Annotated in this window: 22 protein-coding genes; 3 read left to right on the forward strand and 19 right to left on the reverse strand. The window is 70.6% G+C overall.

All coding sequences use genetic code 11. The features are described 5' to 3' along the window. Window positions 1-18 precede the first annotated feature (18 nt). From O2L52_RS08280 to pyrR, 13 genes are all read right to left on the reverse strand, one after another. Window positions 19-1,944, reverse strand: a complete 1,926-nt coding sequence (locus tag O2L52_RS08280; RefSeq protein WP_270114897.1) for a primosomal protein N' family DNA-binding protein — start codon at window positions 1,942-1,944, stop codon at window positions 19-21. 173 nt (window positions 1,945-2,117) lie between these two features. Continuing rightward, the gene (gene metK / locus O2L52_RS08285; RefSeq protein WP_270114898.1) at window positions 2,118-3,311 is read right to left on the reverse strand and encodes a methionine adenosyltransferase; all 1,194 of its coding nucleotides are present in this window, start codon (window positions 3,309-3,311) and stop codon (window positions 2,118-2,120) included. A gap of 116 nt (window positions 3,312-3,427) precedes the next feature. Then, window positions 3,428-4,618 carry a bifunctional phosphopantothenoylcysteine decarboxylase/phosphopantothenate--cysteine ligase CoaBC gene (gene coaBC / locus O2L52_RS08290; RefSeq protein WP_270114899.1) on the reverse strand — a complete coding sequence of 397 codons (1,191 nt, stop codon included), beginning with the start codon at window positions 4,616-4,618 and terminating at the stop codon, window positions 3,428-3,430. A 33-nt stretch (window positions 4,619-4,651) separates the two neighbouring features. Beyond that, a complete protein-coding gene (gene rpoZ, locus O2L52_RS08295; RefSeq protein ID WP_270109768.1) occupies window positions 4,652-4,924 on the reverse strand; it encodes a DNA-directed RNA polymerase subunit omega in 273 nt (90 codons plus the stop codon). Between the two features lie 53 nt (window positions 4,925-4,977). Next, window positions 4,978-5,589, reverse strand: coding sequence for a guanylate kinase (gene gmk, locus O2L52_RS08300; RefSeq protein WP_270114900.1), 612 nt, complete (start codon window positions 5,587-5,589; stop codon window positions 4,978-4,980). Between the two features lie 20 nt (window positions 5,590-5,609). Then, entirely contained in the window at window positions 5,610-5,933 is a 324-nt protein-coding gene (gene mihF / locus O2L52_RS08305) for an integration host factor, actinobacterial type (RefSeq protein ID WP_030156658.1), read from the reverse strand. Between the two features lie 149 nt (window positions 5,934-6,082). Next, window positions 6,083-7,000, reverse strand: a complete 918-nt coding sequence (gene pyrF / locus O2L52_RS08310) for an orotidine-5'-phosphate decarboxylase (RefSeq protein WP_270114901.1) — start codon at window positions 6,998-7,000, stop codon at window positions 6,083-6,085. A 31-nt stretch (window positions 7,001-7,031) separates the two neighbouring features. After that, window positions 7,032-8,120: a quinone-dependent dihydroorotate dehydrogenase gene (locus O2L52_RS08315; protein WP_270114902.1), complete on the reverse strand. Its 1,089-nt coding sequence runs from the start codon at window positions 8,118-8,120 to the stop codon at window positions 7,032-7,034. A 76-nt stretch (window positions 8,121-8,196) separates the two neighbouring features. After that, window positions 8,197-11,514 carry a carbamoyl-phosphate synthase large subunit gene (gene carB / locus O2L52_RS08320; RefSeq protein ID WP_270114903.1) on the reverse strand — a complete coding sequence of 1,106 codons (3,318 nt, stop codon included), beginning with the start codon at window positions 11,512-11,514 and terminating at the stop codon, window positions 8,197-8,199. Further along, window positions 11,507-12,655, reverse strand: coding sequence for a glutamine-hydrolyzing carbamoyl-phosphate synthase small subunit (gene carA / locus O2L52_RS08325; RefSeq protein WP_270114904.1), 1,149 nt, complete (start codon window positions 12,653-12,655; stop codon window positions 11,507-11,509). The genes carB and carA overlap by 8 nt, the downstream gene beginning before the upstream one ends. Continuing rightward, window positions 12,652-13,938: a dihydroorotase gene (locus O2L52_RS08330; protein WP_344473124.1), complete on the reverse strand. Its 1,287-nt coding sequence runs from the start codon at window positions 13,936-13,938 to the stop codon at window positions 12,652-12,654. Before O2L52_RS08330 ends, carA begins: the two co-directional genes overlap by 4 nt. 23 nt (window positions 13,939-13,961) lie before the next feature. After that, window positions 13,962-14,882 carry an aspartate carbamoyltransferase catalytic subunit gene (locus O2L52_RS08335; RefSeq protein WP_270114906.1) on the reverse strand — a complete coding sequence of 307 codons (921 nt, stop codon included), beginning with the start codon at window positions 14,880-14,882 and terminating at the stop codon, window positions 13,962-13,964. Beyond that, complete coding sequence (pyrR, locus tag O2L52_RS08340) at window positions 14,879-15,457, reverse strand: bifunctional pyr operon transcriptional regulator/uracil phosphoribosyltransferase PyrR (RefSeq protein ID WP_270114907.1); 579 nt, start codon at window positions 15,455-15,457, stop codon at window positions 14,879-14,881. The genes O2L52_RS08335 and pyrR overlap by 4 nt, the downstream gene beginning before the upstream one ends. 272 nt (window positions 15,458-15,729) lie before the next feature. On the opposite strand from pyrR, the gene O2L52_RS08345 reads away from it, so the two are divergent. Next, on the forward strand, window positions 15,730-16,230 hold the full coding sequence (locus O2L52_RS08345; protein WP_208496099.1) for a transcriptional regulator: 501 nt from the start codon (window positions 15,730-15,732) through the stop codon (window positions 16,228-16,230). 68 nt (window positions 16,231-16,298) lie between these two features. Here the strand turns inward: O2L52_RS08345 and nusB are convergent, their stop codons facing one another. The 6 genes from nusB to O2L52_RS08375 all read right to left on the reverse strand — a co-directional run bounded on the left by nusB (window position 16,299) and on the right by O2L52_RS08375 (window position 21,041). Continuing rightward, window positions 16,299-16,742, reverse strand: a complete 444-nt coding sequence (nusB, locus tag O2L52_RS08350; protein ID WP_270114908.1) for a transcription antitermination factor NusB — start codon at window positions 16,740-16,742, stop codon at window positions 16,299-16,301. Between the two features lie 2 nt (window positions 16,743-16,744). Then, a complete protein-coding gene (gene efp / locus O2L52_RS08355; RefSeq protein WP_270114909.1) occupies window positions 16,745-17,302 on the reverse strand; it encodes an elongation factor P in 558 nt (185 codons plus the stop codon). Window positions 17,303-17,415: 113 nt separating this feature from the next. Further along, window positions 17,416-17,838 (reverse strand): type II 3-dehydroquinate dehydratase, encoded by a 423-nt coding sequence (gene aroQ, locus O2L52_RS08360; protein WP_270114910.1) that lies wholly within the window; start codon window positions 17,836-17,838, stop codon window positions 17,416-17,418. Beyond that, a complete protein-coding gene (aroB, locus tag O2L52_RS08365; protein WP_270114911.1) occupies window positions 17,835-19,391 on the reverse strand; it encodes a 3-dehydroquinate synthase in 1,557 nt (518 codons plus the stop codon). The genes aroQ and aroB overlap by 4 nt, the downstream gene beginning before the upstream one ends. Further along, window positions 19,391-20,569, reverse strand: coding sequence for a chorismate synthase (aroC, locus tag O2L52_RS08370; protein ID WP_344472899.1), 1,179 nt, complete (start codon window positions 20,567-20,569; stop codon window positions 19,391-19,393). Before aroC ends, aroB begins: the two co-directional genes overlap by 1 nt. Window positions 20,570-20,687: 118 nt before the next feature. Continuing rightward, complete coding sequence (locus O2L52_RS08375; RefSeq protein ID WP_270114913.1) at window positions 20,688-21,041, reverse strand: cupin domain-containing protein; 354 nt, start codon at window positions 21,039-21,041, stop codon at window positions 20,688-20,690. Between the two features lie 261 nt (window positions 21,042-21,302). Between O2L52_RS08375 and O2L52_RS08380 the strand changes: the two genes are divergently transcribed. Next, window positions 21,303-22,292, forward strand: coding sequence for a LacI family DNA-binding transcriptional regulator (locus O2L52_RS08380; RefSeq protein ID WP_270114914.1), 990 nt, complete (start codon window positions 21,303-21,305; stop codon window positions 22,290-22,292). 70 nt (window positions 22,293-22,362) lie between these two features. Then, a complete protein-coding gene (locus O2L52_RS08385; RefSeq protein WP_270114915.1) occupies window positions 22,363-24,948 on the forward strand; it encodes a glycoside hydrolase family 9 protein in 2,586 nt (861 codons plus the stop codon). The last annotated feature ends 35 nt before the right edge of the window (window positions 24,949-24,983 follow it).

The following is a 24,983-nucleotide window of genomic DNA, read 5'->3' on the forward strand; positions in this document are numbered from 1 at the left end:
GCCCGGACCTGCTGGGGCTCAGGCGATCTCACGAGGATCGATCTGGACCTTCACCTGCTCGGCCTTCGCACTCGAACGCTCGGCGGTCGCCTTCGCGAGCACGCTCGCGAGGGCGGCCCCGTCGCGGCGACGCACCCGCAGCAGCAGCCGCTCCGTCTGCTCATCGACCGGAATCGGCCCGATGACCTCAGCGCCGAGGTCTGCGGGCAGGTTCGCGGCGATCTTCTCCGCCTCGCCGTTCGGCCCCGTCAACGCCGCGAACTTCATCACCGGCGGGAAACCGAGCTCGGCCCGCTCGTCCAGCTCCACACGCGCGAACCACGCAGGGTCCCAACGGATCAGCGCCTGCACCACCGGCAGGCCGCCATCGGCCGTCACCACGGCGGTGCCCGTAGGGGCGCACAGCGACACCGCGTTCATCCAGATCCGCAGCGCCTCTTCAGAAGCCGTCAACTCCGCCCGGGTCAACTGCGCCCACGTGTCCAGCAGCAGCACCGCACCGTAGCCATGCGGCGCCGTCGGCTCCACCCCCGGCGTGGACACGACGATGCGCCGACCCTCCGGGATCACGCCGAGCCGCTCCGAAGCGTTCGACTCGACCACCTCGACCCCCGGAAAGGCGCTCGCCAGCTCCTCCGCGGTCCGCGCCGCACCGATCACGACCGCCCTGATCTGCGTCGACCCGCACTCCTTGCACCGGTACTGCTCGTCGACCCGGCCGCACCACGTGCACACCGGCGGCCTGCGCGGCCCCGTGAGCCGCAGCGGCCCAGTGCATTCCGGGCACAGCGCGCGCGTGCGGCAGCGCTGGCAGGACACGGCCGGAACGTAGCCCCGGCGCGGCACCTGCAGCAGTACGGGCAGGTCGGCGTTCAGCGCGGTCCGCGCGGCTTCCCAAGCGACCGTTGGCAATCGCGCCGTCGAGCTCGACGGGTCCGCCGCGAGGTCGGCGTCGTCGCCGATCGGCACGACCCTCGGCGCTGCGGCGCGGAGCGCGTCGCGCTCGCCTACAGCGGAGATCGCCCACCCGGTCTCGACCAGCAGCTGCGCCTGCGGTGTGCGCGAGAAGCCGCCGACCACGCAGGCGGCCCCGGCCAGTTCGGCGCGGGTCAGCAGCACGTCGCGGGCGTGCGGCTGCGGCGCGTGGAGGCTCGTCAGGTTCTTGTCGCCGTCGTCCCACACCGCCACGAGTCCGAGGTCCGCCACCGGTGCGAGCATCGCGACCTGCGTGCCCGCGACGACGCGGACCTCGCCGCGCAGGGCCTTGAGGAAGGACCGGTAGCGCGGCGTCGGGCCCATGGCGTTCGAGAGCGTCACGTGCCGGTCCGGGCCGAGCACGGCGGCCAGCGCCGCATCGAGCCGTTCCAGGTCGTACTGGTCGGGCACGACCAGTACGGCCCCGCGCCCGGCGGCGGCAGCGGTCGCGGCGGCCTCGGCGAGCCGGGTCGGCCAGTCCTCGCCGGGGATCGCGCTCCAGACGATGCGGGGCGGTTTGCCTTCGCGCACCGCGCGCAGGAATGCCTCGCCAGCGATATATCTATTCCAGTGAGTCGTATTCGGCGCGTCCACCGGCTGCGGTTCGGCCGGCGCCTCCTTCTCGACCCGGAGCCTGCGCTCGGGCAGGGCGAGGCGCAGCACGTCCGCCAGGTTGCCCGCGTAGCGGTCCGCGACGCGGCGCGCGGCGGCCGCCACCTCGGCGGTGAGGACCGGGCCCGGGGGCACCACTTCGAGGACCGGCAGGACCTTCCCGGTGAAGTCCGTGCGGTCCCGCAGCTCCATCACGGTGGCCTTGAGCTTGCGGCCGCTGAAGCGCACCGCGACACGGCAGCCGGGCTGCACCTCGTCGAGGAGTTCGACCGGCACACGGTAGTCGAAAAGCTGGTTGAGCTGCGGCAACGGGTGGTCTACGCAGACCGCTGCGTATCGTGCCGGGGACTCGTCCATCCGTCAGTTATACCCGTAGCCCCCGACGCCCGGATCGGGTCCGGGCGGCGCGTCAGGGGCGGATCTGGCAAGGCTCGTGAGGAGCTAGTACGACAGCGCAGCGAAGCGGAGCGGTACTTGCGACGAGCGAGCCGCAGTCCAGATTCGTTCCTGGCGTGCCGCCCGGGCTCGATCTAGTTCACGGCCTCTTTCAGTGCCGCGGCGCGGTCGGTGGCTTCCCAGGTGAACTCGGGGAGCTCGCGGCCGAAGTGGCCGTATGCGGCGGTCCTGGAGTAGATCGGCCGGATCAGGTTGAGGTCGCGGATGATCGCGGCCGGGCGCAGGTCGAAGACCTCGAGCACGGCGCGCTCGATGCGCGCGGGGTCGACGGTCTCGGTGCCCTGCGCGTCGACCGCGACACTGACCGGCTTGGCCTTGCCGATCGCGTACGCGACCTGGACCTCGCAGCGCTCGGCGAGCCCGGCGGCCACGACGTTCTTCGCCACCCAGCGCGCGGCGTACGCGGCCGAGCGGTCGACCTTCGACGGGTCCTTGCCGGAGAACGCGCCGCCGCCGTGGCGGGCGTAGCCGCCGTAGGTGTCGACGATGATCTTGCGGCCGGTGAGGCCGGCGTCGCCCATCGGACCGCCGATCTCGAAGCGGCCGGTGGGGTTCACCAGCAGGTGGTAGCCCTCGGTATCGAGGTCGAGCCCGGCGACGACCGGCGCGATCACGTGCTCGGCGACGTCGGGCGACAGCAGCGAGTCGAGCGAGATGTCGGGCGCGTGCTGGCTCGAGACGACCACGGTGTCCAGGCGCACCGGCTTGTTGCCCTCGTATTCGATGGTGACCTGGGTCTTGCCGTCCGGGCGCAGGTACGGCACGGTGCCGTCCTTGCGGACCTCGGTGAGGCGCTGGGAGAGCCGGTGCGCCAAGGCGATCGGCAGCGGCATGAGCTCAGGGGTCTCACGGCACGCGAAGCCGAACATGAGGCCCTGGTCGCCCGCGCCCTGCAGGTCCATCTCGTCGATGTCGCCGGAGTCGATGCGGGACTCCCAGGCCTTGTCGACGCCCTGGGCGATGTCGGGGCTCTGGCCGCCGATCGAGACGTTCACGCCGCACGAGGCGCCGTCGAAGCCCTTCTTGGAGGAGTCGTACCCGATCGCCAGGATCGTGTCGCGCACGATCCGGGGGATGTCCGCGTACGCGCGGGTCGTGACCTCGCCCGCCACATGCACCTGACCGGTGGTGATGAGGGTTTCGACCGCGACCCGACTGGAGGGGTCCTCCGTGAGCAGCGCGTCCAGGATCCCATCGGAGATCTGGTCGGCGATCTTGTCCGGGTGGCCCTCGGTGACCGACTCGGAGGTGAACAGGCGACGTGCCACGGCACTCCTCAACACTTCCACACCGCCAAGCGGCGCTCATTCGACTGACTTCGCAGCTCACAAGTCTATGCGCTGAAGATCTTCCCACCAAGTCGGCACGCGTCGGTCACGCGGTGTCAATCGCGTCCACTGAGCGGGAGTCGCGCTGACACGGCGTCCCAGATGGCGTCGGCCACGACCTCCTTCGAGGCGTGCTCGCGGACGTCGACTTCGCCACGTTCGTCGAACACGGTGACCGAGTTCTCGGCCGCGCCGAACACGGCCCCGCCTGAGACGTCGTTGAGGACCACCAGGTCGGCGCCTTTGGCCTCGCGCTTGCGCATAGCGTGCTCCGGGCCGTCGTGGGTCTCGGCCGCGAACACGACGAGCACCTGGTCGGCGCGCTTCTCGCGGCCGACCGCCGCGGCGATGTCCGCTGTGCTGGTCAGGGCCAGGTCGAGGTCGCCCTTGCGCTTGAGCTTGCGGTCCGAGGCCGCCTTCGGCGTGAAGTCGGCGGGCGCGGCGGCGAGCACCGCGGCGTCGGCCTCGGCGGCGGCCTTCACGGTGGCGTCGTACAGCTCGCCGGTCGTGGAGACGCGCTCGACGCTGATCCCCGCCGGCAGCGGCGCGTCGATGTGGGCGGCGATGAGGTGCACCTCGGCGCCGCGCGCGGCGGCGGCCGCGGCGAGGGCGATGCCCTGCCTGCCTGAAGAGTGGTTGCCGATGAACCGCACCGGGTCGATCGGCTCGCGGGTCCCGCCGGCGGTCACGAGGACCTTGCGGCCCACCAGGTCCCGCGCCGGAGACGTCAGGAAGCCCTTGATCAGCGCGAAGAGCGACTCGGGCTCGGGCAGGCGCCCGGGGCCCGTGTCGGCGCCCGTGAGGCGGCCCGAATCGGGCTCGACGACATGGTTCCCGCGCTCGCGCAGGATCGCGACGTTGGCGCGCGTGGCCGCGTGCTCCCACATCTCCGTGTGCATCGCCGGGGCGAACACGACGGGGCAGGTCGCGGTCAGCAGCGTGGTGGTGAGGAGGTCGTCCGCGCGGCCGTGCGCGGCCCGCGCGAGCAGGTCGGCGGTCGCCGGGGCGACCACCACGAGGTCGGCCTGGCGGCCGAGCCTGACGTGCTTCACCTCGGACACGTCGGAGAAGACGCCGGAAGCCACCCGGTGGCCCGAAAGGGCCTCCCAGGTGGCTTCACCGACGAACTTGAGCGCCGCTTCAGTGGGAACCACATGGACGTCGTGTCCGGATTCCTTGAGGAGGCGGAGCAGTATGCAGGCCTTGTAGGCGGCGATGCCGCCCGACACGCCCAGGACGATGTTCACGCGCGAATCCTACGCCGCGGTGCCGTCCGACGCCTAAGCGTCGGGGTCGTCGAACGCCTTCGTCTCGAGCAGGCCCTTGTCGAGCTCGCGCATGGCGATCGACAGCGGCTTCTCCTCGGGAGTGGTCTCGACGAGCGGGCCGACGTACTCGAGCAGGCCTTCGCCCAGCTGCGAGTAGTACGCGTTGATCTGGCGCGCGCGCTTTGCCGAGTAGATGACCAGCTGGTACTTCGACTGGCTCTTCTCGAGCAGGTCGTCGATCGGCGGATTGGTGATGCCGACCGGGTCGGCGACAGTCCCTGACACGTGTAATCCTTCGTGTGCGACTCGTGTTGCTCAGAGGCCCGGTGTGCCGGACCTCAGTTGTGGCTCGCCAGCTTCGCCGAAGCGTAAGCGGGGGAACTGAGCAACTCTACCAGCTCGGCGGCCGCCTGCTCGATCGACACATTCGTGACTGTGTGATCGAACTCGGCCTCCGCGGCGAGCTCTTGGCGGGCGGCGTCCAGGCGGCGCGCGATCGTGGCCTCGTCCTCGGTTCCGCGCCCGGTGAGGCGGCGGACGAGTTCGTCCCACGACGGCGGCGCCAGGAACACCAGTTGGGCGTCGTGCATGGCCCGGCGGACCTGGCGGGCGCCCTGCAGTTCGATCTCCAGCAGCGCCGGGAGTCCGGCGCGCAGGCGCTCCTCGACCGGGCCGCGGGGGGTTCCGTAGAGGTTCCCCGCGTAGGAGGCCCACTCAAGGAACTCCCCCGCGGCGATCATCGACTCGAACTGCTCGGTCGACACGAAGTGGTAGTCGGCGCCATCGGCCTCACCCGGGCGAGGCTTGCGGGTAGTGCAGCTCACGGAGAGCCAGACCCACGGGTAGTACTCCTGGATGAGGGCCTTGACGCTGCCCTTGCCGACCCCGGAAGGGCCCGACAGCACCGTGAGGCGCTGGGCCAGGGCTGCGTGGTGACGATCGATGTTCACGCGACTACTACTACCCGAACTTAGGCCTGGTCGCCCTTGAATTCATCCAGAAGCGCGGCGCGCTGGTGCTCGCCGAGGCCGCGCAGCCGACGGGAGTCGGCGATCTTGAGCTTCTCCATGATCTGGGTGGCGCGCTTGTCGCCGATGCCGGGGAGGGCCTTGAGCACGGCCGAGACCTTCATCTTGCCCGAGATGTCGTCGGTGGCAGCGGACTTGAGGACCGCTTCCAGGGTGGTCTCGCCCGACTTCAGCTTCTCCTTGAGCTCGGCGCGGGCCTTGCGGGCCGCGGCGGCCTTCTCGAGGGCTGCAGCGCGCTGTTCCGGAGTCAGTTTAGGGAGCGGCACGGGGTCTCCTTGCAGTCGATGGTTTCTGTCCCTGTGGACCTTGACGTGCGGGTATCGCTGAAGCATACCCAGCTCGGGAACGGTAACCCCAGCGTCCGACACGCCTGCGACCGGGGGTGGGGCAAATTTCGGGCCCCTAAAACGCGGGTTTATTCCCCCATCGCGGCGCGGCATTCCTCCTGCAGCGCCTCGACGGCGGTGCGAATGCTCGCCACGGCTGGCCCCGGCTGTGCGATTTGTCGGGAATAGGACGGGATTGCGAAGTTCGTTGCCGCGCCGAGGACGCGCGGAAGATCACTCGGACGCCCGCCTTGGGCGCCCATGCCCGGGACCAGGATGGGGCCGTTGAACTGGGACAGGTCGTGAGCGGTGTCACGTTGCCGCACGGTGGTGTGCGTGATTCCGTAAGTCGACTCACGCAGGCGCGCCTCGCCTTCGGAGGCGCAGGCCCCGATGGTGGCGCCCATGACGATGCCGAAGGAGCCCATGGGCTCGGCGTCGCCGTTCTGCTCGTTCACCTCGTCGATGATCCCCTGGGCCACGGACTTGCCGTCGCGGCGCTTGGCCATCTGCACCTGCTTGCCCTCGGGGTTCGAGGTGCGGGCCAGCACGAACAGGCCCTTGCCGTGCGCGCCGGCGAGGTCGAACGCGGGCTGGAGCGAGCCGGTGCCGAGGAACGGGCTCACCGTGATCGCGTCGACCGCGAGCGGCGAGGCCGGGTCGAGGTAGGCCTGGGCGTAAGCGGCCATCGTGGAGCCGATGTCGCCGCGCTTGACGTCGAGGATGACGAGCGCCCCCGCCCGGCGGGACTCCGCGATCACCCGTTCGAGGAGGGCGATGCCGCCCGAGCCGAACCGCTCGTAGAACGCCGACTGCGGCTTGATGAACGCGCACGACTCGGCCGCGGCCTCCACGAGCGTCATCGCGAAGCGCTCGGCCCCGGCCAGGTCGTCGTCGAGCCCCCAGTGCTGCAGGAGCGCGCCGTGCGGGTCGATCCCGGCGCACAGGGGGCCGCGTACCTGCGAGAGGTGGTGGGCCCGGGAGCCGAAATCCTTGTTGGTAGGCATGGCATTCCTTAAAAGGTTCAGGCTTGAGAGGTCAGGCTCGTCGTCGGCTGGACTGCGGGGTGCGGGCGCCCTTGCGGGCGGAGGATCGGTAGCGGCGCACACTGCTGCGCACCAGGCCGGGACCGTTGTACACCAGGCCCGAGTAGAGCTGCACGAGGCTCGCGCCCGCGTCGAACATCGCCTGCGCGTCGTCGGCGGTCATGATCCCGCCCGAGCCGATGATCGGCAGCGCCCCGTTCGTCTCGCGGTGCACGAACCGCACGATCTCGCGCGAGACCTGCGTCAGCGGCTTGCCGGACATGCCGCCGGGCTCGGCCGCGATCGCGTCGTCGCTCGGGTCCACGCCGTCGCGGCCGAGGGTCGTGTTCGTGGCGATCACGCCCGCGACCCCGGTCTCGAGGCAGACCTCCAGGAGTTCGGCCATGGCGGGCTCGGTGAGGTCGGGCGCGATCTTGACCATGAGCGGCCGCGCCGGGCGCCCGGCCGCCAGGCGCGCGCCCTCGGTGCGCAGCGCGCCGAGCAGGGCGCGCAGGGCGCCCGCGTCCTGGAGCTGGCGCAGCCCCGGCGTGTTGGGCGAGGAGACGTTGATGGCGATGTAGTCCGCGAAGGGATAGAGGAACCGCAGCGAGATGAGGTAGTCCTCGATCGCGCCCTCGAGCGGCACGGCCTTGGACTTGCCGATGCTGATCCCCAGCGGGCAGTTCACGGCCGGCGCGGAGGTGAGCTGCGCGGCCAGCGCCTGCGCGCCGAGGTTGTTGAAGCCCATGCGGTTGACGATGCCCTCGGAGCGGCGCATGCGGAACATGCGGGGCTGGGGGTTGCCGGGCTGGGGCTGGGCGGTCACGGTGCCGATCTCGGCGAACCCGAAGCCGAGGGCGGGCCAGGCGCCGGTGGCGACGCCGTTCTTGTCCATGCCCGCGGCGAGGCCGATGGGGTTGGGGAAGGGGATTCCGCAGACGGTGACGGGGGCGTTGAGCTGGTTGATCTTGATGAGCGCGTTCCGGGCCTGTCGCTGGGTGGACAGGCGGGTGAGCCAGCGCAGGGTGAATTCGTGCGCTCGCTCGGCGTCGCCGCCTCCGGTCCGGAACAGGACGGGGCGGGCCAGTTTCTGGTACAGCATGCTCATTCCTGTATACGTCAATTCGCCGGGTGAGCGACTCGGCTACGCCGTGCGGTCGCTCACCCGGCGAAGGTTATTAGACGGTGGCTTCGCTGCCGCGCAGGCGCTGGTGCAGCTCCTGGAGGGAGGCGACGCGGATCTCGCCGCGGGAGGCGGATTCGATGGCCATGGTCGCGGCGGCCGCGCCCTGGATGGTCGTGACGCAGCTGACGTCGGCGACGACGGCGGCCGAGCGGATCTCCCAGCCGTCGGTGCGGGGGCCCGAGGAGGCCGAGGGCGTGGTGATGACCAGGTCGATCTCGCCGGAGGCGATGAGGCTGACGGCGTCGACGGCCTCGCCCGAGCTGTGCCGGGCGACGGCGGTGAAGTCGATGCCGTGGCGCTTGAGGACCAGGCCGGTGCCTTCGGTGGCGTAGACCTCGAAGCCGAGGTCGACGAGGCGGCGCACCGGGAAGACGATCGAGCGCTTGTCGCGGTCGGCGACGGAGACGAAGACCTTCCCGGAGGTGGGCAGCTTGCCGTAGACGGCGAGCGTGGCCTTGGCGAACGCGAGGCCGAAGGACGAGTCGATGCCCATGACCTCGCCGGTGGACTTCATCTCCGGGCCGAGCACGGCGTCGAGTCCGGCGCCTTCGACGGTGCGGAACCGCTTGAAGGGCAGGAGGACCTCTTTGACCGCGATGGGGGTCTCGGGGCCGGCGTCGGAGCCGTCGCCTTCGGGCAGCAGCAGGCCTTCGGCGCGGAGCTGCGGGATGGTGGCGCCGAGGGCGATGCGGGCGGCGGCCTTGGCGAGCGGCACGGCGGTGGCCTTGGAGACGAACGGGACGGTGCGCGAGGCCCGCGGGTTCGCTTCGAGGACGTAGAGCTGCTCGTCCTTGAGGGCGTACTGGACGTTCATGAGGCCGCGCACGCCGATGCCGAAGGCGAGCTTCGCGGTGTAGTCGCGGATCTGCTCGATGACCGTGGCGCCCAGGGTGATGGGCGGGAGCGCGCAGGAGGAGTCGCCGGAGTGGACGCCGGCCTCCTCGATGTGCTCCATGATGCCGCCGAGGTAGAAGTCGGTGCCGTCGCAGAGGCAGTCGACGTCGATCTCGATGGCGTCGTCGAGGAACCGGTCGATGAGGATCGGGTGCTCGGGGCTGGCCTCGGTGGCGCGGGAGATGTAGCCGGCGAGGGTGTCCTCGTCGTAGACGATCTCCATGCCGCGGCCGCCGAGGACGTACGACGGGCGCACGAGCACGGGGTAGCCGATCTGGGCGGCGACCTCGCGGGCCTCCTCGTAGGAGAACGCGGTGCCGCCGTCGGGGGCGACGAGTCCGAGTTCGCCGAGGAGCTTGCCGAAGACGCCGCGGTCCTCGGCGTTGTCGATGGCCTTGGGGCTGGTGCCGACGATCGGGAGGCCGGCCTGCTCGAGGCGCTCGGCGAGGCCGAGGGGGGTCTGGCCGCCGAGCTGGACGACGACGCCGATGACGCCGGGGCCGCCCGCGGTGCGGCCGGACTCGTTCTCGGCGTGGTAGACCTCGGTGACGTCCTCGAAGGTGAGCGGCTCGAAGTAGAGCCGGTCGGCGGTGTCGTAGTCGGTCGAGACGGTCTCGGGGTTGCAGTTGACCATGATGGTCTCGTAGCCGACCTCGCGCAGGGCCTGCACGGCGTGGACGCACGAGTAGTCGAACTCGATGCCCTGGCCGATGCGGTTGGGGCCGGAGCCGAGGATCATGACCTTCGGCCGTGAGGAGGGCGCGACCTCGGTCTCGTCCTCGTACGTCGAGTAGTGGTAGGGCGTGTGGGCCTCGAACTCGGCGGCGCAGGTGTCGACGGTCTTGTAGACCGGGCGCAGGCCGAGCCGGTGGCGCAGGCGGCGCACGCCGTCCTCGCCGGCGAGCTCGGGGCGCAGGGCCGCGACCTGGGCGTCGGAGAACCCGGCGCGCTTGGCCTTGCGGAGCAGGGCCTCGTCTACGACGGCGGCGTTCTCGATCTCGCCGCGCAGGTCGATGAGCTGGGCGACCTGGTCGAGGAACCACGGGTCGATCTTGCAGGCTTCGTGGACTTCGGCGACGGTGGCGCCGAAGCGCAGGGCGCGCTCGGCGGTGTAGAGGGTGCCGTCGTGGGCGGTCCGCAGCGCCTCCATGGTGTTCTCGAGGGTCGCGCCCGCGGGGTCGGGGCGGGTCCAGAACCCGGCCTGCTTGGTCCCGGTGGACCGCAGGGCCTTCTGGAGGGCCTGCTGGAAGGTCCGGCCGAGGCTCATGGCCTCGCCGACGGACTTCATGGTGGTGGTCAGGGTCGGGTCCGCGCCGGGGAACTTCTCGAAGGTGAAGCGCGGGACCTTGACGACGACGTAGTCGAGGGTCGGCTCGAACGCGGCCGGGGTGGCCTTGGTGATGTCGTTCGGGATCTCGTCGAGCGTGTAGCCGATGGCGAGCTTCGCGGCGATCTTCGCGATCGGGAACCCGGTGGCCTTCGAGGCGAGCGCGGAGGAGCGGGAGACGCGCGGGTTCATCTCGATGACGATCATGCGGCCGTCGGCCGGGTCGATCGCGAACTGGATGTTGCAGCCGCCGGTGTCGACGCCGACCTCGCGGAGCACCGCGATGCCGATGTCGCGCATGTGCTGGTACTCGCGGTCGGTGAGGGTCATCGAGGGGGCGACGGTGACGGAGTCGCCGGTGTGGACGCCCATGGGGTCGATGTTCTCGATGGAGCAGACGACCACGACGTTGTCGTTGCGGTCGCGCATGAGCTCGAGCTCGTACTCCTTCCAGCCGAGCACGGACTCCTCGATGAGGACCTCGGTGGTGGGCGACTCGGCGAGGCCGTTGCCGGCGATGCGGTCGACGTCGTCCCAGTCGTAGGCCATGCCGGAGCCGAGGCCGCCCATGGTGAAGGAGGGGCGGATGACGACGGGCAGGCCGAGGTCGTCGATGGTGGCCTTGACCTCGTCCATGGTGCGGCAGACCGCGGAGCGCGGGACCTCGCCGCCGACCTTGAGGACGATGTCCTTGAACTGCTGGCGGTCCTCGCCGCGCTGGATGGCGTCCATGTCGGCGCCGATGAGCTCGACGCCGTACTTCTCGAGGATGCCTGCCTCGTGGAGGCCGACGGCGGCGTTGAGCGCGGTCTGGCCGCCCAGGGTCGGCAGCAGCGCGTCCGGCTTCTCCTTGGCGATGATCTGCTCGATGACCTCGGTGGTGATCGGCTCGACGTAGGTGGCGTCGGCGAACTCGGGGTCGGTCATGATCGTGGCCGGGTTGGAGTTGACGAGGGTGACCCGCAGGCCCTCCTCGCGGAGCACGCGGCAGGCCTGCGTGCCGGAGTAGTCGAATTCGCAGGCCTGGCCGATCTGGATGGGTCCGGACCCGATGACCAGGACGTGCTTGAGGTCGGTGCGCTTAGGCATGGGTCGGAGCCCCTTCTTGCTGCTGAATGAGTTCGATCAGGCGGTCGAACAGGTAGTCGGCGTCGTGCGGCCCGCCGGCGGCCTCGGGGTGGTACTGCACGGAGTAGGCGGGCGCGTCGAGGCAGGTGAGGCCTTCGACGACGTCGTCGTTGAGGCAGACGTGGCTCACCTGGACGCGGCCGAACTCGGTCGCGAAGAACTCGCCGCTCTCTCCCTCCAAAACCGGCGGGGCCTTCAGGGCGAAGCCGTGGTTGTGGGCGGTGATCTCGATCTTGTTGGTGTGGCGGTCGAGCACCGGCTGGTTGATGCCGCGGTGGCCGAACTTGAGCTTGTAGGTCTCCAGGCCCAGGGCGCGGCCCAGGATCTGGTTGCCGAAGCAGATGCCGAAGACCGGGACCTTGCGCCGCAGGAGTTCGCGGGTGAGCGCGATCTGGTGGTCGGCGGTGGCGGGGTCGCCGGGGCCGTTGGAGAGGAACACCGCGTCGGGGTTCCCCGAAAGCACCTGCTCGATCTCGGCGGTGGCGGGGAAGACCGTGGTGGTGATCCCGCGCTCGGCGAGGCGGCGCGGCGTGTTCCGCTTGATGCCCAGGTCGAGGGCCGCGACCTTGTACCGCGGCTCCTTGGCCTCGTACGTGTAGGGCTCGGCGGTGGTCACGGCGCCGACGTGGTTGGCGCCGGCCATGTGCGGGGTGGCGCGGACTTTCTCCAGGAGCGCGGGCACGTCGGTGCTGCGCGAGGAGATGCCGACGCGCATGGCCCCGGCCTCGCGCAGGTGGCGGGTGAGCGCGCGGGTGTCGACGCCGCTGATGCCCACGATGCCCTGGGACGCGAGCTCGTCCTCGAGGCCGCGCTTGGAGCGCCAGTTGGAGGCGGTGCGGGCGGGGTCGCGCACGACGTACCCGGCGACCCAGATGCGGCGGGACTCGTCGTCCTCGTCGTTCCAGCCGGTGTTGCCGATCTGCGGGGCGGTCTGGGCGACGACCTGGCCGTAGTAGGACGGGTCGGTGAGGGTCTCCTGGTAGCCGGTCATGCCGGTGGAGAAGACCGCTTCACCGAAGGTCTCGCCGACCGAGCCGTAGGCCTCGCCGCGGAAGACGCGGCCGTCCTCGAGTACGAGGATCGCTGGTGCTCTGCTGCTCATTCGGACGTCTCCTCTGCAATTTTGCCGTTCAGCACGGTGGCGCGTCCGCGAAGGAACGTCGCCTGGACGGTGACCGGGAGCTCCATCCCGGCGTAGGGGGTGTTGCGCGACAGGGACGCGAGGCCTTCGGGGACGACGGTCCAGGTCGCGGCGGGGTCCACGAGGGTGAAGTTCGCTTCGGCCCCCGGCTGCGGGTCGCGGCCGTGGGCCTCGAGGCCCGCGATGCGCGCGGGCGTGCGCGAGGTGCGCTCGGCGAGCACATCCCAGTCCACGTCAGAGGGCCCGCCGAGGGCGAGGACGCTGATCGAGAGCGCGGTCTCGAGCCCGAGCATCCCGGGGCGGGCGGCGGCCCACTCGCACTCCTTGTCCTGCGGGGCGTGCGGGGCGTGGTCGGTCGCGACGGCGTCGATGACGCCCTCGGCGAGCGCGGCCCGCAGCACCTCGACGTCGGCGCCGCGGCGCAGCGGCGGGTTGACCTTGTACACCGGGTCGTAGGAGCGCGCGGCCTCGTCGGTGAGGAGGAGGTGGTGCGGGCAGACCTCGGCGGTCACCTTCGCGCCGCGGGCCTTCGCCTCGCGGATGATGTCCACCGAGCGGGCGGTGGAGACGTGGCAGAAGTGGACGCGCGCGCCGGTGTACTCGGCGAGGAGCACGTCGCGGGCGATGATGGCCTCTTCGGCGACCGAGGGCCAGCCGGGCAGGCCGAGCTCGGCCGAGACGGCGCCCTCGTTCATCTGGGCGCCTTCGGTGAGCCGCGGCTCCTCGGCGTGCTGGGCGATGAGCCCGCCGAAGGTCTTCACGTACTCGAGGGCGCGGCGCATGAGCACCGGGTCGTGCACGCAGTGGCCGTCGTCGGAGAACATGCGGACCTGCGCGGCGGACTGGGCCATCGCGCCGATCTCGGCGAGCCGCTTGCCTTCGAGGCCGACCGAGACGGCGCCGATGGGCTGCACGTCGGCGTAGCCGGCGGCGCGGCCGAGCGCGGCGACCTGCTCGACGACCCCGGCCGTGTCGGCCACGGGGTAGGAGTTCGCCATGGCGCACACCGCGGTGTAGCCGCCCTTGGCGGCGGCGCGGGTGCCGGAGAGGACGGTTTCGGCGTCCTCGCGGCCGGGCTCGCGCAGGTGGGTGTGGAGGTCGACGAGGCCGGGCAGGAGCACCAGGCCGTCGGCGTCGACCACGTCGGCGTCCTTTACGGACACGGCACCGACTTCGGCCACGCGGCCGTCGCGGACCAGGACGTCCTGTCGTCCCTTGCCGACGATGTCGGCGCCCTTGATCAGGGTGGCACGGTTCAGCGGGTCGCTCACTTGCTCTCTCCGTTCGTCAGCAGGAGGTAGAGGACGGCCATGCGGACCCACACGCCGTTGGTCACCTGCTCGGTGATGGTGGCGCGGGGCGAGTCGGCGACGGCGGCGGCGATCTCCATGCCGCGGTTCATCGGCCCGGGGTGCATGACGATCGCGTGGTCGGGCATGAGCGCCAGGCGGCGCTCGTCGAGCCCGTAGAGGCGCGAGTACTCGTTCGCGGTCGGGAAGAACGCGGCGTTCTGGCGCTCGTGCTGGACGCGGAGCATCATGACCGCGTCCACGCCCTTGAGGCTGGCGTCGAGGTCGTAGCCGATCTCGACGGGCCAGTCGTCGATGTCCTTGGGCAGCAGCGTGGGCGGGCCCACGAGGCGCACGTTCGCGCCGAGCTTGGCGAGCAGCCAGATGTTGGAGCGGGCCACGCGCGAGTGGAGGATGTCCCCCACGATCGCCACGGTGCGCCCCTCGATGCCGCCGAGGCGCTTCTTCATCGTGTACGCGTCGAGCAGGGCCTGCGTCGGGTGGGCGTGCGTGCCGTCCCCGGCGTTGAGCACCGCGCCGTCGAGCCATTCGGTGAGCCGCTGCGGGGCCCCGGCGGCCGGGTGGCGGATGACCACCGCGTCGGCGCCCATGGCCTGCAGGGTGAGCGCCGTGTCGCGCAGGCTCTCGCCTTTGTTGACGCTCGAGGTCTTGGCCGCGAAGTTCACGACGTCGGCGGAGAGCCGCTTGGCGGCGGTCTCGAAGGAGGTGCGGGTGCGCGTGGAGTCCTCGTAGAAGAGGTTCACGACGGTGCGCCCGCGCAGCGCCGGGAGCTTCGGGACCTCGCGGCCGGTGACCGCGTCGGCCATCTGCTGCGTGACGTCGAGGATGAGCTCGGCGTCCTCGCGGGTGAGTTCCTTGGTGGTGAGCAGGTGCTTCATCGTTCGCGGCCTCCGGTCAGGATTACCGCGTCGAGATCGTCGTACTCGGTCAGGCGCACTGAGACGGACTCGTCGCGCGCGGTGGGGATGTTCTTGCCGACGTAGTCGGCGCGGATCGGCAGCTCGCGGTGGCCGCGGTCGACCAGGATGGCGAGCTGGACGCTCGCGGGGCGGCCGAGGTCGTAGAGCGCGTTGAGCGCGGCGCGCACCGTGCGCCCGGAGTAGAGGACGTCGTCGACGAGGATGATGCGCTGGTCGTCGACCCCGCCCGGCGGCAGCTCGGTCGGGCCGAGGGCCCGGAGCGCGTTGCGGCGCAGGTCGTCGCGGTAGAGCGTGATGTCGAGGGTCCCGGCGGGGACGTCCAGGTCGGCGAAGCGGCGGATGCGGTCGGCGAGCCGGCCGGCCAGCGCCACGCCGCGGGTGGGGATGCCCAGGAGCATCGTGTCCGGGGCGCCCTTGGTCTTCTCGAGGATCTGGTGGGCGATGCGGTCGAGGATGCGGCCGATGTCATCGGCCGAGAGGATCTGCTTGCCCGACGGGTCTTCCTCTGACTGCCTGAGGGCAGGGGAAACCACGCGAACCTCCTTCTCCGCCTCACTGGACGGTCTGTTAAAGAACGGTTTCGTCGCGCCTCATGCTACGCCGCCGGTGACGGAGCGTAAAGGGTGATCCCAAAACGGCAGGGTCGGTAGCGGCATTGATGTCGGGTTATATATGGTTTGCCGGGCGGTTGCGAGGGGTTCACGCGACGAAGAACACTGTTTGGGGGCACCCCACCGGCCGATGGTCACCGACCGTAGTCAACAATAGGATTCCTCTCGTACCGAAAATTGGAGTTGATCCCAGCATGGCGACATCTGACTACGCCAAGGCGCTCGGCAACCGGCTGCGTGACATCCGCATGCAGCAGGGGCTGTCGCTGCAAGGCGTCGAGGACAAGTCCGGCGGCAAGTGGAAGGCCGTCGTCATCGGTTCCTACGAGCGAGGCGACCGGTCGATCACCGTGAGCCGTCTTGCCGAACTGGCCGACTTCTACCGGATCCCCGTGTCGGAGCTGCTTCCCGAGGGCGTGCCGCTCCCGGTCGAGCAGGCCGAGAAGATCGTCCTCAACCTCGAGGCGCTGTACGACCACCCGGACTCCGAGCTGGAGCACGTCGCCAAGCTCGCGCGCTCCATCCAGCAGCGCCGCGGCGACTACAACGGCCGGATCCTCTCGATCCGCGCCGACGACCTCTACACCCTGGCCGTGGTCTACTCGACCACGCCTTCGGGCCTGATCGAGAAGCTCGAGGACTTCGGCGTTCTCGTGCACGACCTCCAGGCGTTCTTCGCCTCGGAAGCCGAATAGGTTCCTCCGGAGTACGGATGAAGCCGGGCCTCCCCAAGAGGGAGACCCGGCTTTCGCGCTGTGTCCGGCTAGCGGTCCCGGGCGGCGGCGTCGAGGACGGCGTTCACGAACGAGGTGTCGTCCGAGGAGCCGATCTGCAGCGCCACGCGCATGGCCTCCTTGATGGCCACGGCGGTGTCGACGTCGTCGACGTGGCGGATCTCGTAGAGGGCCACGCGCAGGACGTTCCGGTCGACGGCGGGCATGCGCTCGACGGACCAGCTGGTGGAGGCCTTGCCGAGCACGGCGTCCAGTTCGTCCAGGTGCTGGGCGACGCCGCGCACGAGCTGCTCGGCGTACGCCGGGAGGCGCGGCGCCTCCGGGTCCTTGAAGGCCCGGTCGGCGCGCTCGGCGAGGACCTTGGAGGGCTCGGTGTCGCGGCTCTCGGCTTCGTACAGGATCTCGACGGCCCGCATCCGCCACTTGGTGCGGGCGGTCAGCCGGTCGGGGTTGCTGCTGCTCTGGGTCCCCACGCCTATGCCCGGGAGAGGTACTTGCCGTCGCGGGTGTCGACCTTGATCTTCTCGCCGTTGTCGATGAACAGCGGCACGAGGACCTGCGCGCCCGTCTCGACGGTGGCGGGCTTGGTGCCGCCGGAGGAGCGGTCGCCCTGGAGGCCCGGCTCGGTGTAGGTGATGGTGAGCTCGACCGAGGCGGGGAGCTCGACGTAGAGGACCTTGCCCTCGTGCTGCGCGACCGTGGCGTCGGAGTTCTCGAGGAGGAACTTGGCGGCGTCGCCGACGACACCGGGGCCGACCGGGATCTGGTCGTAGGTGTCGGTGTCCATGAAGACGAAGTCGTCGCCTTCCTTGTACAGGAAGGTCATGTTGCGGCGGTCGACGTTCGCGGTCTCGACCTTGGTGCCGGCGTTGAAGGTCTTGTCGACGATCTTGCCCGAGGGGATCTGCTTGAGCGTGGTGCGCACGAACGCCGGGCCCTTGCCGGGCTTGACGTGCTGGAATTCCTGCACCTGCCAGAGCTGGCCCTCCAGGTTGAGCACCAGGCCGTTCTTGAGGTCGTTCGTGGATGCCACGGGCGTTCGTCTCTTTCGGTTGAGGTTCTGTCTGGGCCGACCGTCAATGGTAGCGGGCGGCCCGGCTGGTCAGGGCTGCGGCCGCTCCGGCTGTGGTGGGCGGCGCAGCGGTTTCATGCCGCGATGAAGCGGAGCGCGGCGGTGTAGCCGCTCGGGCCGAGACCCGCGATGACGCCGGCGGCGTGGGCCGACACGTACGAGTGGTGGCGGAACGGTTCGCGCTTGTGCACGTTGGAGAGGTGGACCTCGACGAGCGGGGCGGTCAGCTGCGCGCAGGCGTCGCCGACCGCGACCGAGGTGTGCGTCCAGGCGGCGGCGTTGAGCACGACCGGGTACTCGTTGTCGGCCGCCTCGTGCAGCCACTCCAGGAGTTCGCCCTCGTGGTTGGTCTGGCGGAAGTCGACCTCCAGGCCCAGTTCCTTGCCGGTCGTCACGCACAGCGCTTCGAGGTCGGCGAGCGTCTGGGAGCCGTAGACGGCGGGCTCCCGCTTGCCGAGCCGGTTGAGGTTGGGGCCGTTGAGCACCAAGGTCTTCATGCGGTCAGCCTCTCATAGGCCTCGCGCTGCTGGTCGGCGGTCACGTCGTCCACCACGACCGGTTCGGCCAGCGCGTCGAGGAGCACGAACCGCTGGGTGGCGCCGACGTTCTTCTTGTCGATCTTCATGACCTTGAGGAGGTCGTCCCAGCGTCCGGGCTCGTACGTGGTCGGCAGTCCGAGCGAGGCGAGCACCGTCTTCGTGCGTTCGACGAGGTCGACGCGGCCGGTGAGGGCGTTCAGGTGCGCGGTGTAGACCATGCCGACGGCGACGGCGTCGCCGTGGCGCCAGCGGTAGTGCTCGAGCTTCTCGATCGCGTGGGCGAAGGTGTGCCCGTAGTTGAGGATGGCGCGCAGGCCCCCCTCTTTGAGGTCGGAGCCGACGACGTCGGCCTTGACGGCGATGGCGCGCTCGACGAGTTCGGCGACGACCGGGTTCGCGGCGTCGAGGGCCGCTTCGGGGTCGGCTTCGACGAGGTCGAGGATCACCGGGTCGCTGATGAACCCGGCCTTGACGACCTCGGCGAGTCCGGCCGCGAGGTCGCGGCGAGGCAAGGTGGTGAAGTGGTCGAGGTCGACCAGGACCGCGCGGGGCGGGTGGAAGGCGCCGACGAGGTTCTTGCCTGCGGCGGTGTTGACGCCGGTCTTGCCGCCCACGGCGGCGTCGACCGCGCCGAGCAGCGAGGTGGGGACGTGGACGACGGCGACGCCGCGCAGCCAGCAGGCGGCGACGAATCCGGCGAGGTCGGTGACCGCGCCTCCGCCGACGCCGACGACGAGGTCGGTGCGGGTGAAGCCTTCGGCCCCGAGGGCCTCCCAGACCTGCTCGGCGACGCTGACGGTCTTGCCGTCCTCGGCGTCGGGCAGTTCCATGAGGGTGGCCTCGACGCCGTCGGGACACAGGGCGCCGACGCGTTCGGCGAGCTCGGCGGTGCTCGCGGTGTGGAGCACGGCGACCCGGGCGGCCCTGCCGAGGAACTCGGGGAGCCTGTCGGTGGTGCCGCGTCCGATGAGGACCGGGTAGGGCTGCTCGGCGTCGTTCACGGTGACCGTGGCGACGGCGAGCTTCGCGACGATCTCGGCGGTCAGGTCGTCCACGTCCCTTCCGGTGGTGTCGATCGCGAAGGTCTCGACCTCGCGGTAGAGCGGCAGGCGCTCGTCCATGAGGCGCCGGAGCGTGGCGCGCGGGTTCACCTGCAGGAGCGGGCGGCCCTTGTCTATCTCGGTGCGCTTCACGGCTTCGCCGAGGCCCACTTCGAGGTGGACGACGGTGGCGTCGGCGAGGAGCTTGCGGGTGGCCTCGGCGAGGACGGCGCCGCCGCCGAGCGCGAGGACGCCGTCGTGCTCGGCCACGGCCCGGCGCACGGCTTCGCGTTCGAGCGCGCGGAAGTGCTCCTCGCCCTCGTCGATGAAGATGTCCGGGATCGGCTTGCCGGCGGCGTCGGCGATGTCGGCGTCGGCGTCGCGGAACGGCGCGTCGAGCGCGGCGGCCAGCGCCCGGCCGATGGTGGTCTTGCCCGAGCCCGGGGGTCCGACAATGACGACGAGCGCCACTACTTCACCCGCAGGTGTTCGATGTACTGCTCGAAGTTGCGTCGGGATTCGGCGACCGAGTCGCCGCCGAACTTCTCCAGGGCCGCTTCGGCGAGGACGTAGGCGACCATGTGCTCGGCGACGACGGCCCCAGCGGGGACCGCGCAGACGTCGGAGCGCTGGTTGATGGCCTCGGCCGCTTCGCCGGTGACGGTGTCGATGGTGCGCAGCGGGCGCGTGAGCGAGGAGATCGGCTTGAGCATCGCGGAGACGCGGAGCGGCTGGCCGGTGGTGATGCCGCCTTCGAGGCCGCCGGCGCGGTCGGTGAGGCGCTGGACGCCGTCGGGGCCGGGCACGATCTCGTCGTGCGCGGAGGAGCCGCGGACTGAGGCCTGCATGAGGCCGTCGCCGATCTCGACGGCCTTGACCGACTGGATCGACATGAGCGCGGTGGCGAGGCGGGCGTCGAGCTTGCGGTCCCACTGGACGTGGGAGCCGAGGCCGGGCGGGAGGTTGTAGGCGAGGACCTCGACGACGCCGCCGAGGGTGTCGGCGTCCTTCTTGGCGGCGTCGACCTCGGCGACCATGCGGGCGGAGGCCTCGGGGTCCATGCAGCGCAGCGGGTCGGCGTCGACGGCGTCGAAGTCGTCCGGGGTCGGCACGAGGCCTTCCTTGGCGCGCACCGGGCCGAGGGCCTTGACGTGGGAGACGATCTCGATGCCGAAGGCCTGCTTGAGGAAGGCCTTCGCGGCGGTGCCACCGGCGACGCGGGCGGCGGTCTCGCGGGCGGAGGCGCGCTCGAGGATCGGGCGGGCGTCGTCGTGGTCGTACTTCTGCATGCCGGCGAGGTCGGCGTGGCCGGGGCGCGGGCGGGTGAGCGGGGCGTTGCGGGCGATCCCGGCGAGTTCGGCCGGGTCGACCGGGTCGGCGGCCATGACGGTCTCCCACTTGGGCCACTCGGAGTTGCCGACGCGGATGGCGACCGGCGAGCCGAGGGTGCGGCCGTGGCGGACGCCGCCGATGAAGCTGACGGCGTCGGCCTCGAACTTCATGCGGGCGCCGCGGCCGTAACCGAGGCGGCGGCGGGCGAGTTCGGCCGCTACCGCGCCGGTGGTCAGTTCGATGCCGGCGGGCAGGCCGTCGAGCGTGACCACGAGTTCGGGTCCGTGAGATTCTCCAGCTGTCATCCATCGCAACACGCCGTCAAGTCTGCCACCCGGCCGGATGTGATCAGGCACCTGGTGGAAAGCGTGTCTCAGGTGCTGGGCGCGGCGGTGTCCGCCCCCGGCGCGCGGGGGCGGTGCGGCCGGTTCGCGGCTACTTGCTGTAGTGGGCCTTGCCGAAGTCGATGAGGACGACCTTGTCGTCGCCCATGACCTCCGCGTCGTGGCCCGGCGGGATGTCGAACGCGTCCCCGGCGCTGATGTCCTTGTCGGTGCCGTCGTTCATGTGGACCATCAGGTGCCCTTCGAGGCAGTACCCGAGGTGGTGGACTTCGCAGCTGTCGGTGCCCGCCATGGGCTTGACGTCGTTGGACCAGCGCCAGCCCTTCGTGAATTCGGCGCGTTCGACGGGCATGCCGTCGATCATCACCGTGTCCTTCTGTCCGTGGCCGCTCAGGTTCACGGACTCGTCCGGCTGGTTGAAGTTCTTGATCGCGAGTTGACTCATGGTTCTCGCCCCCCTGGATATGAGTCTATGCCCGCATTGAGAGGGATGTTCATATTCATCGCCCCGGATATGTGCAAGGGGTTGCCGAAACCGGCCTTCCTGGAGCCGGGTGGTTACACTGGTCACTTCGTTCCCAGGTCACCCCCTCGATACTGGAACTTTCAACAAAGCTGCATAAGGAAGGACGACGGTGCGATGAGCCCCCAGCACGCGCGGAAATCCCCAGACCGCTCCCCGGCACCGCGGTCTCGCAAGCCCACGATGGCGGACGTCGCCGCGGAGGTCGGCGTCTCGCGGGCGCTGGTGTCGCTGGTGTTCCGCGGCCAGCCCGGCGCGAGCCCCGACACCCGGGAGCGGGTCTTCGCCGCCGCCGCGAAGCTCGGCTACAAGCCCGACATGGCCGCGCGGCTGCTCGCCCGCGGCCGCAGCAAGGTCCTCGGCGTGCTCTTCACCGCCCGCAACCCGTACCACATCGACCTCGTGGAGGCGATCTATCCGGCGGCCGAGGAGCTCGGCTACGACCTGGTGCTCAGCGCCACGGTGCCGACCCGCAACGAGCACAACGCGATCGAGGCCCTCATCGGGCACCGCAGCGAGGCGCTGCTGCTGTGCGGGCCCACGATCCCCGACGAGGACGTCAGCGAACTGGGCTCGCGGGTGCCCACAGTGGTGCTCGGCCGCCACATCAAGGGCGCGCGGGTCGACGTGGTGACCTCGTACGACCGGCCCGGCGCCCGCGAGGTGGTCGACTACCTGGTGGGCCTGGGGCACCGCGACATCGTGCACGTGGACGCGGGCAACCGGCCCGGCGGGCCGGAGCGGCGGCGCGCCTACCGGGACGCGATGCGCGCGCACGGCCTGACCGACCGCATCCGGGTCATCCCCGGGAACCACTCCCAGGAGGGCGGCTCGGAGGCGGCGCGGCTCCTGCTGCTGGAGAAGGACGCGCCGCTGCCCACGGCGGTGTTCGCGGCGAACGACCAGTGCGCGATCGGGCTGCTCGACGTGTTCACCCGCGCCGGTGTGAAGATCCCCGAGCAGGTCTCGATCGTGGGCTACGACGACAGCCACATCGCCGGCCTCAGCCACATCGACCTGACGACGGTGCGCCAGGACGTGCCGCGCCTCGCGCAGCTCGCCGTCGAGGCGGCCGACGAGCAACTCAGGGGCGCAAGGGAACCGGGCGTGTACCTGAAGCTGGAGTCCAAGCTGGTCGTCCGCGGGACGAGCGGGCCGCCCGCCTCGCAGTGATTGACATTTACATATATGAATGACAAGATGGCGTGTGGTATCGCTCCCAATCCTTTCGGAGGGCTCCCCCATGCCGCGAACCGCAGTCCGCCGGAGACGCCTCGGCGTCGCCGTACTCACCGCTCTGGCCCTCGGCGCCGCCGCCGCGGCGCCGGCCGCTCAGGCCCAGGACGAGGAGCCCACCGACCTCATCACCAACGGCGACTTCGCCGCCGGCACCAACGGCTGGTGGACCACCGCCAACCTCACCGGCGCGGTCGCCGACGGCGAATGGTGCATCGACGTGCCCGGCGGCACGGCGAACGCCTGGGACGCCATCGTCGGCCAGGACGGCCTGCCGCTCGTCACCGGCGAGTCGTACGAGCTGCGCTTCACCGCGCGCGCCTCCACCGACGTGAGCGTCCGCGCCCTCGTGCAGCGCCCGGTCGACCCCTGGCCGACCGCGGTCGAGGAGTTCCCCCTGCTCACGAGCGAGGCGCAGGACTTCAGCTACGCCTTCACCGCCAGCGCCGACTGGTCGGACGCGCAACTCGCGTTCCAGATCGGCCGCAATGCCGAGCCATGGCAGTTCTGCCTATCGGAGGTCCAGTTGCTCACCGGAGCCGAACCCCCCGTCTACGAGCCCGATACGGGGCCGCGCGTACGCGTGAACCAGGTCGGCTACCTCCCCGACGGACCCAAGCAGGCCACACTCGTCACCGAGGCGACCGATCCGGTCCCGTGGCAGCTCCGCAATGCCGAGGGCGCCCTGGTCGCCGAAGGCGACTCGACGCCGCACGGCCCTGAGGCCACCTCCGGCGAATCGGTGCACGTGATCGACTTCTCCGGGGGCTCCGCGACCGGCGAGGGCTTCACCCTCACCGCCGACGGCGAGACCTCCTACCCGTTTGCGATCGGCGGGAACCCCTACCGGGACATGGCGGTCGACGCGATGTCCTTCTTCTACCCGCAGCGCTCGGGGATCGCGATCGACGACACGATCGCACCCGGGTACGGCCGCGAGGCCGGGCACGTCGACGTCGCGCCGAACCAGGGCGACAGCGCCGTGCCCTGCTACGCCGAGGCGTGCGACTACACCCTGGACGTGGCCGGCGGCTGGTACGACGCGGGCGACCACGGCAAGTACGTCGTCAACGGCGGCATCTCCGTCGCCCAGCTCATGTCCGTGTACGAGCGGGCGCTCCACGCCCCCACCGGCGACGCGAGCCTCCTCGAGGACGGCAGCCTGCGCATCCCCGAACACGGCGACGGCGTCCCCGACGTGCTCGACGAGGCCCGCTGGGAGGTCGAGTTCCTGCTCTCCATGCAGGTGCCCGCGGGCGAGGAACTGGCGGGCATGGCCCACCACAAGATCCACGACGAGAACTGGACCGGCCTGCCGCTCCTGCCGGCCGACGACCCGCAGCCGCGCTACCTCTACCCGCCGTCGACCGCGGCGACCCTGAACCTGGCCGCGGCCGCGGCCCAGGCCGCGCGCCTGTTCGCGCCCTACGACGCCGAGTTCGCGGCCGAGTGCCTCGAGGCGGCCGAGACCGCCTGGGCGGCCGCACTGGCGCACCCGGACGTGTACGCGCCCGACACCAGCCCGGCCGGCGGCGGCCCCTACGGCGACTCCAACGTGAGCGACGAGTTCTACTGGGCAGCAGCCGAACTGTTCCTGACCACCGGCAAGAAGACCTACGAGGAGCACGTCCTCGACTCGAAGCTGCACGAGGACGACGTGTTCGGCCCCGGCGCCTTCTCCTGGGCCAGCGTGGCGGCGATCGCCAAGCTCGACCTGGCCCTCGTCCCCAACGCCCTGCCAGGCCGCGACGACGTGGTCGCGCAGGTCGTGGCCGGTGCGGACAACTACCTCGAGCTGCAGGCCGCGAGCCCGTGGGGCCTGTCCTACGGCTCCAGCGGGACCTTCGACTGGGGCTCCAACAGCGCCGTGCTCAACGAGCTCGTGGTCGTGGCCACCGCCTTCGACCTCACCGGCGAGGCGCAGTACCGCGACGGCGTGCTCGGCGGCCTGGACTACCTCCTGGGCCGCAACGCGCTCGGGAACTCCTATGTGACCGGGTACGGCTCGCACGACTCGCACAACATGCACAGCCGCTGGTACGCCAACCAGCTCGACCCGAGCCTGCCGAACCCGCCCGCCGGGACGCTCGCGGGCGGCCCGAACAGCGTCACCGCGACCTGGGACCCGATCGCGCAGCGCTGGCTCAACGGCTGCGCGCCGCAGCGGTGCTACATCGACGACATCGGCTCATGGGCGACGAACGAGCTGACGATCAACTGGAACGCCCCGCTCGCGCAGATCGCGAACTTCGCGGCCGAGCAGGCCGGCACCGTGTCGACGTCGCCGTCGTGCAAGGTGGAGTACCGGATCAACGGCCAGTGGCCGGGCGGGTTCAACGCGCAGATCCTCGTCACCAACACCGGTGCCGAGCCGCTGCAGGACCTCACGCTCACGTGGGCCCTGCCGACCGGCCAGTCGATCGTCCACTCGTGGAGCGTGGCCCTGGTCCAGGACGGCCACACCGTGACCGCCACCGAACTGGGCGGCGGCTACGACCTCAAGCCGGGCCGGACTTACTCGTTCGGACTCATCGGGAGCAAGGACGCCCGCACCGCGGTCGCCCCCGCATCGGTGAGCTGCTCCGCGGGTTAGCGGCAAGGGGCCGTGCCCGGACACGGCGAAGGGGC

The organism is Glycomyces algeriensis (assembly GCF_027622855.1).
Classification (GTDB): Bacteria; Actinomycetota; Actinomycetes; order Mycobacteriales; family Micromonosporaceae; genus Glycomyces; species Glycomyces algeriensis.

Bases quoted from the DNA above. Each gene is read 5' to 3' on its own strand.
- pyrF (WP_270114901.1), bottom strand. From the start codon at position 7,000: ATGCCTACCAACAAGGATTTCGGCTCCCGGGCCCACCACCTCTCGCAG.
- O2L52_RS08345 (WP_208496099.1), top strand. From the start codon at position 15,730: ATGGCGACATCTGACTACGCCAAGGCGCTCGGCAACCGGCTGCGTGAC.
- carB (WP_270114903.1), bottom strand. From the start codon at position 11,514: ATGCCTAAGCGCACCGACCTCAAGCACGTCCTGGTCATCGGGTCCGGA.
- O2L52_RS08375 (WP_270114913.1), bottom strand. From the start codon at position 21,041: ATGAGTCAACTCGCGATCAAGAACTTCAACCAGCCGGACGAGTCCGTG.
- O2L52_RS08315 (WP_270114902.1), bottom strand. From the start codon at position 8,120: ATGCTGTACCAGAAACTGGCCCGCCCCGTCCTGTTCCGGACCGGAGGC.
- O2L52_RS08385 (WP_270114915.1), top strand. From the start codon at position 22,363: ATGCCGCGAACCGCAGTCCGCCGGAGACGCCTCGGCGTCGCCGTACTC.
- O2L52_RS08380 (WP_270114914.1), top strand. From the start codon at position 21,303: ATGGCGGACGTCGCCGCGGAGGTCGGCGTCTCGCGGGCGCTGGTGTCG.
- carA (WP_270114904.1), bottom strand. From the start codon at position 12,655: ATGAGCAGCAGAGCACCAGCGATCCTCGTACTCGAGGACGGCCGCGTC.
- aroQ (WP_270114910.1), bottom strand. From the start codon at position 17,838: ATGAAGACCTTGGTGCTCAACGGCCCCAACCTCAACCGGCTCGGCAAG.
- O2L52_RS08280 (WP_270114897.1), bottom strand. From the start codon at position 1,944: ATGGACGAGTCCCCGGCACGATACGCAGCGGTCTGCGTAGACCACCCG.
- O2L52_RS08335 (WP_270114906.1), bottom strand. From the start codon at position 14,882: ATGAAGCACCTGCTCACCACCAAGGAACTCACCCGCGAGGACGCCGAG.